This window comes from Variovorax sp. FW305-3-2-15-B-LB1, from assembly GCF_058787635.1.
Window position 1 is genome coordinate 95,821 of record NZ_JBYSZY010000018.1, and the last position, 12,399, is coordinate 108,219.

A 12,399-nucleotide genomic window follows, 5' to 3' on the forward strand; every position below is an offset into this window, starting at 1 on the left:
TCTGCCATGCCTGACCCCGCCCGCACTCCCCTGCGCCGACGCATCGCCCTCTTCGGTGCCGCACTGGCCGCCCTGGCCGCGGCGGGCTGCTCGCGGGTCCCCCGGTTCGGCATGTCGGCCCCGGCGACGGAGCAGCCGTCCAAGGAACCACCGACCTGGTTCGTGGCCGACTGCTGGCTCGGAACCGAGGACGTGGTCCCGCCGCACAAGGGCAAGGCCGGCGGCTCGGCGGCCGGCACGCTGACGCTGGCCACCGGGGTGTTCGAATGGCGCGTGAACGCCGCACGCCTGAGCGGGCCGGCGACGGTCGTCGGCTTCTACGGCCCCGCCGCCACGGGCAGCAATGGCCCGCTGGCGATCCAGCTGCCGCTGCCCAGCGAGGGGGAGCCGCGCAACGACGGCACCGGCGCCGGCTACGAACGGACCGGCACGAGCCGGTTGACGCCCGCCCAGATGGCTGACCTGATGGCCGGCCTCTGGTATGTCAGCGTGTCGACCCAGGCCTGGCCGGGCGGCGAGGTCCGGGGCCAGCTCAAGCGCAGCACCTGGGGCGTGCACGGCGGCTGACGTCGGCCCCCGATGCGATGCGCTCTGCGACTACAGACAGGCGCGGATTTCGGAGCGATACCTGCGGTTCTCCCTCCGATCCACCCTCCACCTGACTGAAGGAATGTCCATGGCAGCAGACAAGCACGCAAGCGTTCACTGGGAAGGCGCCGGCAAGACCGGCAAAGGCCTCGTCAGCACCGAGACCGGCGCCCTCAAGGACTACCCCTACGGCTTCGCCAGCCGCTTCGAAGACGACCGGCGCGGCACCAACCCCGAGGAAATCGTCGGCGCGGCCCATGCGGCCTGCCTGACGATGGCCTTTGCCTTCGCGCTGGAAGCGGCAGGCCTGACCGCGACGCGCATCGACACCAAGGCCGCCGTGCGGCTGGCCAAGGACGGCGCCGGTTTCAAGATCGACCGCATCCAGCTCGAACTGGACGCGGCCGTGCCGAACCTCGACGAAGCGAAGTTCCAGGAAATCGCCGCCGCCGCCAAGGCCGGCTGCCCGCTGTCGAAGGCGCTGGCGAGCGTGCCCGAGATCACGCTGAAGGCCACGCTGGCGAGCTGACCGCGCTGCTTATGATCGTCTCCACAAAAAAGGAGACGGATCATGAGCAAGCCCACCCGGACCGCATCGGCGGTCCTTTCTTTCGCCCTCGGCGCGTTCGGTGCGTTCGGCACCACGGCGGCCCTGGCCGCCTACCCCGACAAGCCGATCAAGGTCGTCATCGGCTTCCCGGCCGGCGGCCCGCTCGACCAGCATGCGCGGCTGCTGACCGACAAGCTGCAGGCCGTGCTCGGCCAGCCGCTGATCGTCGACTACAAGCCCGGCGCGGGCGGCTCGGTCGGTGCCGACTTCGTCGCCAAGAGCCCGGCCGACGGCTACACGCTGGTGCTGGCCAACACCGGCGTGGCGGTGATCAACGGCGCGCTCTACAGCAAGCTGCCCTACAACACGCAGCGCGACTTCGTTCCGATCGCGCGCACCGCGATGCAGCCGCTCGCGCTCCTGGTCACGCCCAAGCTGCCGGTGCAGAACCTCAAGCAGTTCATCGACTACGCCAAGGCGCGACCGGGCCAGGTCAACTACGGCTCGGCGGGCAACGGCGGCATCAGCCACCTCGTGCCCGAGATGTTCAAGACCGCGACCGGCCTCTTCATGGTGCACATCCCCTACCGCGGCAGCGCGCCGGCCTTCACCGACCTGATGGGCGGGCAGGTGCAGTTCATGGCCGAATCGATTCCGCAGGCCGCCAACTATCACAAGCAGGGCAAGGTGCGCGCGCTGGCCGTGACCAGCCGCGAGCGCAACCCCGCGCTGCCCGACGTGCCAACCGTCATCGAGTCGGGCGTCAAGGGCTTCGAGGTGGTGGGCTTCTACGGCTTCCTGGCGCCGAAGGACACGCCCAAGGACGTGGTCGCCAAGCTCAGCGATGCGTTCAGGCAGGTGATGACCAGCCCCGAGGTGCGCGAGCGCATGGTGAGCCAGGGCGCGGACCCGGCCTACCTGGGCAGCGAAGACTTCGCACGCTTCCTCGCGACGGAAACGCCGCGCTGGGACAAGGCGGTGAAGGCCTCGGGCGCGCGGATGGACTGAACCCCGGCCGCGTTCAGCGCGGCGTGGCCGCGTGCCGCTCCAGCTGCGCGCGGTCGAGCAGCTCGATGCTGCGGTAGCGCACGCGCAGCGTGCCGTCTTCTTCCCACAGCTTGAGCTGTCGGTTCACGCTCTGGCGCGACACGCCGAGCATGAACGACAGGTCTTCCTGCGACACGCCCAGCAGCGTGCCGCCGCCGTCCTGCGCCGGTGCCACCGCGCGTGCGTCCAGCGTGAGCAGTCGGTGCGCCAGCCGCACGGGCAGCGGCATCAGGATCACGTCGTCGATCCAGGCCAGCGCCTGGCGCAGCCGCAGGCACACGAGCCGGGTGAAGGCCATGTGCACGTCGGGATGGTCGGCCACCAGCCGGTGGAAGTCGGCCGCGGCGACCACGGCCATCTCGGTGGTGTCGACGGCGCAGGTGTCGTAGACGCGCTCGCGCCCCACCAGCAGCGAGACCTCGCCAAACCAGTGGCCCGGCTCGAGCATCGCGATCACCGCCTCGCGCCCGCCCGACGCCACCACGCTCACGCGCAACGAGCCGCTGACCACGCCGAACAGCGCATCGGGCGACGAGCCCTTGTGGAACAGCGATTCGCCGCGCACCAGCGTGCGCCGGTGCGCCACCGCGAGCAGGCGCTGCTGCACGTCGTCGGCCAGCCGCATGTCGCTGTTGTGCACGGGCGAAGGCTGTGCGTCCGGCTCGGCGGGGCTGGCGCTGGAAGAAGGGGAAGAGCGTGGCATCGCGGGTTTGTCCGGGGCCTCGATTGCCAACACCGGACAGTCTGGCGTCGAGGGGCTGTCGATAGTACGCAGGCCACCCGGGTCGACGCATTCGCGGCAACCCGATGTCCCCTGTCACCCCTGTCGCATGGAGCACACCCCGATGACCACACTGACCGACCTGCAAGCCCGCCGCGAGCGCCTCGTGCTCGACCATTTCGCCGACGAGACCCGCCAGGACTTCGATGCGGTGCTCGGCACCTTTCCGCATCCGCACTACGAGCTGATTCCCAGCGGCGAGGTGCACGACGGCATCGCCGACGTGCGCCAGTACTACACCGACACGCGCCGCGCCTTCCCCGACCAGCGCCACGAGATCATCCAGCTGCGCCATGCCGACGATTCGGTGATCGTGGAGTTCTGGCTGCTCGGCACGCACCGCGGCCCGCTCAAGGGCCTGCCGCCGACGGGCAACAGCTTTCGCTGCCGCATGAACGCCTTCTTCATCTTCGAGGGCGACCGGCTGGTGTGCGAGCGCGTGTACTTCGACACGCTGACGATGCTGCGCCAGCTGCTCGTGGGCGTGCCCCCGGAGATGGTGGGCGGGCTGGTCGCCGGCCTGCTCGGCCAAACCGCCCCGCGGGCCGAGGCCGCCACGGCATGACCGGCACGCTCGCCCGGCCGCTCGAAGGACGCCATGCGATCGTGACCGGCGGTGCGCGCGGCATCGGCCTGGCCATCGCGCGGCGCTGCCTCGCGAACGGCGCGAGCGTCGCGCTGTGGGACGTCGAGGCTGCGACGCTGGCGGATGCGATGGCGCAACTGGCGCCGCTGGGCACCGTGGTCACAGCGTTGGTCGACGTGCGCGACGAAGACCAGATCGCCCGCGCGGCTGCGCAGTCGCAGGAGCGCTTCGGCCGCGTCGACGTGCTCGTCAACAACGCGGGCGTGCTGGGGCCGACGGTGCCCGCATGGGAGCACACGCCTGCGCAATGGCGTCACGTGCTCGACATCAACCTCACGGGCGCCTGGCTGTGCTGCCGCGCCATCGCGCCGCTGATGCTGGCGCAGCAGCGCGGGCGCATCGTCAACATCGCCTCGGTCGCGGGCAAGGAAGGCAATGGCTTCAACGCCGCCTACTCGGCCTCGAAGGCGGGGCTCATCGCGCTGACCAAGTCGCTCGGCAAGGAGCTGGCGTCGTCGGGCGTGCTGGTGAACTGCATCACGCCGTCGGCGGCCGACACGGCCGTCTTCGCGGACGTGCCCGCCGAGCACCGCGAACAGCTGCGCACCGCCCTGCTCTCGCGCGTGCCGATGGGGCGCTTTGTCGACGTCGACGAGGTGGCGGCGATGGCCGCGTGGCTGGCCTCGGACGAGTGCTCGTTCAGCACCGGAGCGGTGTTCGATATCTCCGGAGGGCGCTCGATGTACTGAGCGACGCACCAGGCAACCCACGCATCCAGACACAGGAGACGACCATGACCCGAGACCCCGACCCCACCGGCTTCGCGCAGATCACCGAGCTCGACGGCACGCGCCACGCTGCCATGCCGCAAGACCGCCTGCGCGCCATCCGCCGCGGCGCCGAAGCCCTGCGCGAGCGGCTGCTCGATGCGCCGCCCGTGCACTTCGCGCGCAGCTTCAACCTGCTGCGCATTCCGTACCCCGCGTGGTTCGCCTTCACCGGCGTGTACTCGCAGCAGCTGCTCAAGCCGCACATGGTGCACCTGCTGGCGCGCACCGTGCTCGTCCAGTACGACGACTTCGAAGGCCGGCTGCGCACGCTGCTCTTCACGCCGGCCGACTTCGAAGCCGGCAACGAGACGCCCTACTTCAAGCGCCTGAGCGACCAGACGCCCAAGTTCCTGCACAAGGCCATCGCGCCGGTCTACCAGACCGTGCTGCAGGCGCTCGCCAGCTGCGGCGTGGCGCCCGAACAGATCGACCACATCACCTACGACCACCTGCACACACAGGACGTGCGCCGCTGGCTCGGCAGCGAGGGCACACCGGGCCTGCTCTCGAACGCGAAGCTGCTGGTGCACCGCCAGGAGCTCGCGAACGTGCAGGGCCTGCTGCCGGTGCAGGCCGAGTGGTACTGCCCTCACGGCCTGGACGGGGTGCCGACCGAGCGCATCGTCGCCTTCGACGGCAGCCTGCAGCTCGGCCCCGGCGTCGCGCTGGTGCACACGCCGGGGCACACCGAAGGCAACCACTCGCTGGTGTACCGCACGGGCGACGGCCTGCGCGTGAGCAGCGAGAACGGCGTGTCGGCCGACAGCTGGGCGCCGCTGCAGTCGCGCCACAACGGCATCCGCCGCTATGCGCAGGCCACGGGCGCCGAGGTGATCCTCAACGGCAACACGCAGGAAAGCAGCAACGACCAGTACCTGTCGATGGTGCTCGAGAAGACGCTCGCGGGCACCTCGGCGCTGCACGGGTTCAGCAACGTGGTGCCGTCGGCCGAGTGCTCGCCGCACTGGCTGTTTCCCGGCGCGCCCACGAGCCACCTGTGGGGCGAAACCAGCTTCGGCGCGCTCGTGCGGGCCTGACCCGCCGGCCCACGCACCACGGCCAACAAGAAAAGGAGACACACCGATGAACACCGCCACCCTCGATGCCGCCGCTGGCGCGCACGCACCGGTCTCGGCCGATGCGCGCGACGACGCCGCGCTCTTTCGCAAGATCACCTGGCGGCTGATGCCGCTGCTGTGCGCCTGCTACGTGCTGAACTACCTGGACCGCACCAACGTCGGCTACGCGCAGCTGCAGATGAAGGACCAGCTGGGCTTCAGCGACGCGGTGTTCGGCCTGGGCGCCGGCATCTTCTTTCTCGGCTACGCGGTGTTCGAGATTCCGAGCAACCTGATGCTCGCGAAGATCGGCGTGCGCGCCACGCTGCTGCGCATCATGGGCCTGTGGGGCCTGGCCTCGGCGGCGATGATGTTCGCCACCACGCCCACGCAGTTCTACGTGCTGCGCTTTCTCATCGGCGTGTTCGAGGCCGGCTTTGCGCCGGGCGTGCTGTTCTACCTGACGCTGTGGTTTCCCTCGCGCCGCCGCGCGCAGGCGACCGCGCTGTTCTTCATGGCCTTCGGCGCGGCGCCCATCGTCGCGGGGCCTATCGCCGGGCTCACGATGACCTACCTGGACGGCGTGCTCGCGCTGCGCGGCTGGCAGTGGCTCTTCCTGCTCGAGGGGCTGCCGAGCGTGCTGCTGGGCGTGATCGCCTTTCGCACGCTGTCGAACAGCCCGGCGCAGGCGCCCTGGCTCTCGGCGGCCGAGAAGCAGCGCGTGGCGCACCTGCTGGCCGAGGACCAGGCCGCGCACGGCGCCGCCGGGCGCCACACCTTCGGCGCGGCGATGCGCGACGGGCGCGTGTGGCTGATCGGCTTCATGTCCTTCCTGATCATCCTGGGCATCTATGCGCTGTCGTTCTGGCAGCCGACGATCCTGAAGTCGATGGGGCTCAGCGTGCTGCAGATCGGCTTCTATTCGGTGATTCCCGCCGTGGCCGGCATCGCGGCCAACATCGTCGTGGGGCGCCACTCCGACCGGCACCAGGAGCGCCGCTGGCACTTCGCGCTGGGCGCGCTCGCGGGCGCGGCCGGGCTGGCGCTGACCACGCTCTTCATGCACAGCCCCGTGGCCGCCGTGCTGTGCCTGGCGCTGGCGTCGATGGGCATCTCGAGCGCCTTCACCGTGCTGTGGGCGATTCCCGGCAGCTTCATGTCCAAGAGCGCGGCGGCGGCGGGCATTGCGCTCATCAGCACCATCGGCGGCAGCGCGGGGCTGGTGGCGCCGATGATGGTGGGCGCGCTCAAGACGCTCACGGGCGGCTTCACGGCCAGCCTGTATGTGCTGAGCGGCGCGCTGGTGCTGTCGGCGCTGCTCATGCTGCTGGCCCTGCCCCGCAGCGCGCTCGGCAAACGGTAACGCGCACCGCCGGCGCACCGCGGCCGGCCCATTTCGGTGCACACGGCTTGCATACCAGTTGGCACGGAAGCTGCTGATATGCAGGCATATGGCCATCTCCGCATCCGAAATCAGTGCACGCATCGTCGAAGCGGTGATGGCGCAGAAGCTCGCGCCCGGCGCGCGCCTGGGCGAGCAGCCGCTGGCGATGCTGTTCGACTGCAGCCGCACCATCGTGCGCGAGGCGCTCACGCGGCTGGCCGCGCGCGGCATCGTCACGGTGAGCGCGCGGCGCGGCTGGTTCGTCATCGAGCCCTCGCAGGACGAGGCGCGCGAGGCCTTCGAGGCGCGGCGCGTGATCGAGCTCGGGCTCATCCGCAGTACCGACAAGATCGACAAGGCCGCCCTGCGCCAGCTGAAGGCGCACCTGCAGCGTGAAAAGGCCGCACTGAAAGAGAGCGACGTCGGCCACCGCAGCTTCCTGCTGGGCGACTTCCATGTGTGCCTGGCCGAGTGCCTGGGCAACACGCTGCTGGCCGACACGCTGCGCGACTTCACCGCGCGCACCACGCTGATCGCCATGCTCTACCAGAGCACGCACGACGCCGTGCAGTCGTGCGAAGACCATGTGCAGATCGTCGCGGCGCTGGAGCGCGGCGACCACGCCGCCGCCGAGGCGCTGATGGCCGAACACATCGGCACGGTGCAGTCGGCGCTGCGCGTGCAGGCGCCCGCCGACCCGCTCGCGCAGCTGCGCGATGCGCTGGCACCGCTGAACAACACCCCCGCGCCGAAGCGCCGCCGCAAGGCCGCGCCCGCCGACGACGCTACCACCGATTCATCGACCTACCTAGGAGCCCTGCTATGACCTCTTTCGCCACCCGCCGCCTCGCCCTCGCGCTGGCCAGCGTCGCCCTGCTGGCCGCCACCGGCGCCGCCCATGCACAGAACGCGCTCGACAACGTGCTCAAGGCCAAGACCATCAAGATCGCCGTGCCCACCGACTACCCGCCGTACGGCTCGGTCGACCGCAACATGCAGCCGCAGGGCCTGGACGTGGAGATGGCGCAGCTCGTCGCCGCCAAGCTCGGCGTGAAGGTCGAGCTGGTGCCGGTGACCAGCGCCAACCGCATCCCCTACCTGCAGACGCGCAAGGCCGACCTCGTGATCTCCACGCTCGGCAAGAACGTCGAGCGCGAGAAGGTGATCGACTTCAGCGCGGCCTACGCGCCCTTCTTCCAGGCCGTGTATGCGGCCAAGAGCATGAAGCTCACCAGCTTCGCCGACATGGCCGGCAAGACCGTCGCCGTGACGCGCGGCGCCATGGAAGACCAGGAACTGAACAAGGTGGCGCCGCCGAACGTCGACTACCGCCGCTTCGAGGACAACAACGCGACGATCGCCGCCTTCGTGGCCGGCCAGACGCAGACCCTCGCCACCAGCGCGGCGGTGGCCGGCGACATGCTCGCGAAGAACCCGAAGGTGAGCGCCGAGTACAAGCTGCTGCTGAAAGACAGCCCCTGCTTCATCGGCATCGCGAAGGGCGAGACCGCATTGAAGGCGCGGGTCAACGAGATCATTGCCGCCGCCAAGAAGGACGGCACGCTCGATGCGATGTCCAAGAAGTGGCTCGGCAAGGCCGCCGGCGACCTGCCGGTCTGATCGAAGGGCGCGGCCATGGGCATTGAATTCGACTTCGGCGCAGTGCTCGCCGAGTGGCCGCTGCTGCTGCGCGGCGTGGCATGGACGCTGGGCCTCACGGCCGTGGGCACCGTGCTCGGGCTGGCCGTGGGCACGCTGTGCGCGTGGGCCCGCTCGGGCGGGCCGGCGTGGCTGCGCGCGCTCGTGGGCGCGTACGTGGAGCTGATCCGCAACACGCCCTTCATCGTGCAGCTGTTCTTCATCTTCTTCGGGCTGCCGGCCGCGGGCGTGAAGCTCTCGCCCGAGGTGGCGTCGGTGATCGCGATGGTGATGAACCTGGGCGCGTATTCGACCGAGATCATCCGCGCCGGCATCGAGGCCACGCCCAAGGGGCAGATCGAGGCGGCCGTGAGCCTGGCGCTCAGCAAGGCGCAGGTGTTCCTGCGCGTGGTGCTGCCGCCGGCGCTCAAGAAGGTGTGGCCCGCGATGGTGAGCCAGATCGTCATCGTGATGCTGGGCTCGGCGGTGTGCGGGCAGATCTCGACCGAGGAGCTGAGCTATGCGGCCAACCTGATCCAGAGCCGCAACTTCCGCGCCTTCGAATCCTTCATCGTCGCCACGCTCATCTACCTGGCGCTGGCCGTGGCGCTGCGCCGCCTGCTCCAGTGGGCGGGGCCGCGCTTCTTCTTCGGCCGCTGAACGCGAGGCCCTTGCACCATGGTCGATTTTTCTTTGTGGGACATCCTGCGCAACCTGCTGATGGCGCTGCGCTGGACCGTCGTGCTCTCGCTCATCGCCTTCGTCGGCGGCGGGATCGTGGGCGCGCTGCTGCTGTTCGCGCGGCTGCGCGGCGGCAAGGCGGCGCAGCGGGCGGTCGGGCTGTACGTGCAGCTGTTCCAGGGCACGCCGCTGCTGATGCAGCTGTTTCTCGCCTACTTCGGCATCGCGCTGTTCGGCATCGACGTGTCGGCGTGGACGGCCGCGAGCGTGGCGCTCACGCTGTACACCAGCGCCTTTCTCACCGAGATCTGGCGCGGCTGCGTGGCCTCGATCCCCAAGGGTCAGTGGGAGGCCTCGGGCAGCCTGGCGCTGAGCTTCGGCGAGCAGATGCGCCACGTGATCCTGCCGCAGGCCGTGAAGATCGCCATCGCGCCCACGGTCGGTTTCCTGGTGCAGGTGATCAAGGGCACGGCGCTGGCGTCGGTGATCGGCTTTGTCGAACTCACCAAGGCCGGCAGCATGATCTCGAACGCCACCTTCCAGCCCTTCGTGGTGTTCAGCTGCGTCGCCCTGCTTTACTTCGTGCTGTGCTTCCCCGTGAGCCTGTACGCCAAGACCCTCGAGAGGAAGACCCATGGCCGCCGTGCTTGAACCAACACCACAACCCGAAGCCGCACCGTTCGCCGCGCCCATCGTGCGCATCACGGCGCTGCGCAAGTCCTACGGCACGAACGAGGTGCTCAAGGGCATCGACCTGGACGTGAAGCGCGGCGAGGTGATCGCCATCATCGGCAAGAGCGGCTCGGGCAAGAGCACGCTCCTGCGTTGCATCAACGGGCTCGAGGTGTTCCAGGAGGGTGCGCTCACGGTCGACGGCAAGCCGCTCTTGCATGAGAGCGCGATGGCCATGCGCACGCTACGCCAGCGCGTGGGCATGATCTTCCAGGGCTTCAACCTGTTCCCGCACCTCACGGTCGGCAAGAACGTGATGCTCGCGCCCACGCTGGTGAAGAAGCGTTCGTCGATGGAAGCCGCCTCGCAGGCGCGCAAGCTGCTCGAGCGCGTGGGCCTGGCCGAGAAGTTCGATGCGATGCCCGAGCAGCTGTCGGGCGGCCAGCAGCAGCGCGTGGCCATCGCCCGCGCGCTCGCGATGGAACCGGCCGTGCTGCTGTGCGACGAGATCACCTCGGCGCTCGACCCCGAGCTGGTGGGCGAGGTGCTGCGCGTGGTGGAGTCGCTGGCCGACGAGGGCATGACGCTGCTGATGGTCACGCACGAGATGAGCTTTGCGCGCAAGGTCAGCGACCGGGTGATCTTCATGCATCAGGGCCGCGTGCACGAGATGGGTCCGCCGGCGGAACTGTTCGGCGCGCCGCAGACGCCGGAGCTGAAGCAGTTCCTGTCGTCGCTGCACGACTGACCTGACCGCGCGCGTGGCAGCGGCAGCAGCGGCCGCCGCTACAGGTGCTGCGATTCGTCGATGCCCAGCCGCAGCCCCGCGGCCAGCGGCGGCACCAGCCGTCCGCCGCGGCGCTCGACCTCTTCGCCTGCCTTCAGCAGCTGCTGCACCTGCTGGAAGAGTTCGTCACCGGCCGCGGTCAGCTGCACGCCCTGCTGGCTGCGCGCGAACAGCGCGTGCCCGAGGATGCCTTCGAGCTCCCTCACGCGGGCCGTGATGGCCGGTTGGCTGACAAAGAGGTGGCGGGCCGCCGCGTTGACGGAGCCCAATGTCGCGGCCCAGTGAAAGGCCTCCAGTTGCCGGAAGGTGATGCGCAACACCGCAGCCACCTTTCAGCCGGGGGCTGTCGTGGACGTGCAGGGGTACACCGCGGCCTGTTCGCTCTTCTGCTTCATGTCTGCCTTCTTTCAAAGCAATTCAATCGCATCGAATGGCGAGAAGGCCACGCAACGGGGAATTCTAATTGCGTGAATTCCCATGACCACGGACGCAAACCATGGATCCAATCCAATTCAACAGAGGTGATTCCTTCTCATCAAATCCTTGAATTAACCGACTCCCAAGCTTGTAAGGCATCGCCGGGAGTGAATTGAGAATTTAGTGCAATTGCAGTTCCTGTTAAAGAGAAATTTTTTGATGTAGAACTTTGGTGGTAGGCGCAATTCGACCGAAAGCCACGGGAATCGGTGGGCCTTGCGGGCCTGACCGGGGCCGCGCGTCAATGCGCCGTCAATGCGCGCTCCCGCCAGGCCCCCAGGCCTTCCGGCCCGAAGCGCTCGGCGATGCGGTGCAGCCAGATGGTGAAGTGCGCCGGGGCCCGTGCCAGTTCGCGGTGCAGGTCGGGCAAGGCCAGCCATCGCCACGCGCGCACCTCGCCGGGGTCGGGTTGCGGCAGGTCGTGCGCGATGCCGACGAACACGTGGTCGTACTCGTGCTCGACCAGCTCCGCGGACACCGCCTCCCGGTAGAGAAAGGCCGTCACCGGCTGCAGTGCGCACCGCAGGCCCAGCTCTTCGTGCAGCCGCCGCAGGGCGGCCGCGCCGGTGTCCTCGCCGGGGCGCGGATGCCCGCAGCAGCTGTTGCTCCACAGGCCGGGCGAGTGGTACTTGCCCAGCGCGCGCTGCTGCAGCAGCACGCGGCCCTGCGTGTCGAACAGGAAGATCGAGAACGCCCGGTGCAGGATGCCCTCGCGGTGGGCACTCATCTTCTCGACCGCGTGCAGCGGCCGGTCTTCGGCGTCGACGGCGATCAGGAATTCGTCCATGAGCTGTTCCAGAAGTGAGGGCCCGGAGCCTCGCGGCCCTGCGATTTCCGTGGCCTGGCGGCTTCGAAAGAACCGGTTCACTTCTTTAGCACGTATTTTTTGCCAGGCTGCAATAAGAAATTCAAATTAGTTCGAACTTATTACATCGAAGAAGAATATAAAAAATGGAATAAACACAAATAATTACATAGATAACAAAAATATCGAATCCGATTAACAAATGAGCCCAAATCGCCCCACAGGTATTTCTTGCGCATTTCGAACCGTGGTTCCTGGTTCGCCCCTCGCGGCCCGGTCAACAGCGCGCCATCGGCAACGCGTGATCGCCGCCGCTTTCCCGCACGCCCCGGACCGGGTTAACCTCGCCCTCCATGGCCCGCCTTCGCACCGCATCGATCATTCGCCCGCTCTCGCGAGAGCGGGTGAGCTAGCGCACGGTTCGAAACCACGCCATGCAACCCGCCCCAGGAGGCGGGTTTTTCTTGTCCGTCTCCCGAGGTTTGTTCCCCCACCCGCAGGAGACCGAATGACAC

15 protein-coding genes are annotated in these 12,399 nt (G+C 68.5%); 12 read left to right on the forward strand and 3 right to left on the reverse strand.

What is annotated here, in order from left to right; all coding sequences use genetic code 11:
- Nucleotides 1–6: 6 nt before the first annotated feature.
- The 3 genes from AC3WQR_RS14045 to AC3WQR_RS14055 all read left to right on the forward strand — a co-directional run bounded on the left by AC3WQR_RS14045 (nucleotide 7) and on the right by AC3WQR_RS14055 (nucleotide 2,146).
- On the forward strand, nucleotides 7–567 hold the full coding sequence (locus AC3WQR_RS14045; protein ID WP_492742434.1) for a CHRD domain-containing protein: 561 nt from the start codon (nucleotides 7–9) through the stop codon (nucleotides 565–567).
- 109 nt (nucleotides 568–676) lie between these two features.
- The gene (locus AC3WQR_RS14050; RefSeq protein WP_062475918.1) at nucleotides 677–1,117 is read left to right on the forward strand and encodes an OsmC family protein; all 441 of its coding nucleotides are present in this window, start codon (nucleotides 677–679) and stop codon (nucleotides 1,115–1,117) included.
- Between the two features lie 42 nt (nucleotides 1,118–1,159).
- Nucleotides 1,160–2,146 carry a Bug family tripartite tricarboxylate transporter substrate binding protein gene (locus tag AC3WQR_RS14055; protein WP_492742435.1) on the forward strand — a complete coding sequence of 329 codons (987 nt, stop codon included), beginning with the start codon at nucleotides 1,160–1,162 and terminating at the stop codon, nucleotides 2,144–2,146.
- A 13-nt stretch (nucleotides 2,147–2,159) separates the two neighbouring features.
- Here the strand turns inward: AC3WQR_RS14055 and AC3WQR_RS14060 are convergent, their stop codons facing one another.
- A complete protein-coding gene (locus tag AC3WQR_RS14060; RefSeq protein ID WP_492742436.1) occupies nucleotides 2,160–2,888 on the reverse strand; it encodes a Crp/Fnr family transcriptional regulator in 729 nt (242 codons plus the stop codon).
- 142 nt (nucleotides 2,889–3,030) lie between these two features.
- Between AC3WQR_RS14060 and AC3WQR_RS14065 the strand changes: the two genes are divergently transcribed.
- The 9 genes from AC3WQR_RS14065 (at nucleotide 3,031) to AC3WQR_RS14105 (ending at nucleotide 10,563) form a co-directional block, all read left to right on the forward strand.
- Nucleotides 3,031–3,531 (forward strand): ester cyclase, encoded by a 501-nt coding sequence (locus AC3WQR_RS14065; protein ID WP_223301409.1) that lies wholly within the window; start codon nucleotides 3,031–3,033, stop codon nucleotides 3,529–3,531.
- Entirely contained in the window at nucleotides 3,528–4,301 is a 774-nt protein-coding gene (locus tag AC3WQR_RS14070) for an SDR family NAD(P)-dependent oxidoreductase (RefSeq protein WP_492742437.1), read from the forward strand. Before AC3WQR_RS14065 ends, AC3WQR_RS14070 begins: the two co-directional genes overlap by 4 nt.
- A 44-nt stretch (nucleotides 4,302–4,345) precedes the next feature.
- On the forward strand, nucleotides 4,346–5,419 hold the full coding sequence (locus AC3WQR_RS14075; protein WP_492742438.1) for an MBL fold metallo-hydrolase: 1,074 nt from the start codon (nucleotides 4,346–4,348) through the stop codon (nucleotides 5,417–5,419).
- A gap of 46 nt (nucleotides 5,420–5,465) precedes the next feature.
- Nucleotides 5,466–6,803 carry an MFS transporter gene (locus AC3WQR_RS14080; RefSeq protein ID WP_492742439.1) on the forward strand — a complete coding sequence of 446 codons (1,338 nt, stop codon included), beginning with the start codon at nucleotides 5,466–5,468 and terminating at the stop codon, nucleotides 6,801–6,803.
- 88 nt (nucleotides 6,804–6,891) lie between these two features.
- Complete coding sequence (locus AC3WQR_RS14085) at nucleotides 6,892–7,650, forward strand: GntR family transcriptional regulator (RefSeq protein WP_159275933.1); 759 nt, start codon at nucleotides 6,892–6,894, stop codon at nucleotides 7,648–7,650.
- The gene (locus AC3WQR_RS14090) at nucleotides 7,647–8,444 is read left to right on the forward strand and encodes a transporter substrate-binding domain-containing protein (RefSeq protein ID WP_390342434.1); all 798 of its coding nucleotides are present in this window, start codon (nucleotides 7,647–7,649) and stop codon (nucleotides 8,442–8,444) included. The genes AC3WQR_RS14085 and AC3WQR_RS14090 overlap by 4 nt, the downstream gene beginning before the upstream one ends.
- Nucleotides 8,445–8,459: 15 nt before the next feature.
- Nucleotides 8,460–9,122, forward strand: coding sequence for an amino acid ABC transporter permease (locus AC3WQR_RS14095; protein ID WP_062475944.1), 663 nt, complete (start codon nucleotides 8,460–8,462; stop codon nucleotides 9,120–9,122).
- A gap of 18 nt (nucleotides 9,123–9,140) precedes the next feature.
- Entirely contained in the window at nucleotides 9,141–9,794 is a 654-nt protein-coding gene (locus AC3WQR_RS14100) for an amino acid ABC transporter permease (protein ID WP_095746234.1), read from the forward strand.
- Nucleotides 9,778–10,563 carry an amino acid ABC transporter ATP-binding protein gene (locus tag AC3WQR_RS14105; RefSeq protein ID WP_369629633.1) on the forward strand — a complete coding sequence of 262 codons (786 nt, stop codon included), beginning with the start codon at nucleotides 9,778–9,780 and terminating at the stop codon, nucleotides 10,561–10,563. Before AC3WQR_RS14100 ends, AC3WQR_RS14105 begins: the two co-directional genes overlap by 17 nt.
- Nucleotides 10,564–10,601: 38 nt before the next feature.
- Here the strand turns inward: AC3WQR_RS14105 and AC3WQR_RS14110 are convergent, their stop codons facing one another.
- Nucleotides 10,602–10,922: a LysR family transcriptional regulator gene (locus AC3WQR_RS14110; RefSeq protein WP_159275929.1), complete on the reverse strand. Its 321-nt coding sequence runs from the start codon at nucleotides 10,920–10,922 to the stop codon at nucleotides 10,602–10,604.
- 398 nt (nucleotides 10,923–11,320) lie between these two features.
- Nucleotides 11,321–11,866 (reverse strand): isopentenyl-diphosphate Delta-isomerase, encoded by a 546-nt coding sequence (idi, locus tag AC3WQR_RS14115; RefSeq protein WP_492742440.1) that lies wholly within the window; start codon nucleotides 11,864–11,866, stop codon nucleotides 11,321–11,323.
- Between the last annotated feature and the right edge of the window lie 533 nt (nucleotides 11,867–12,399).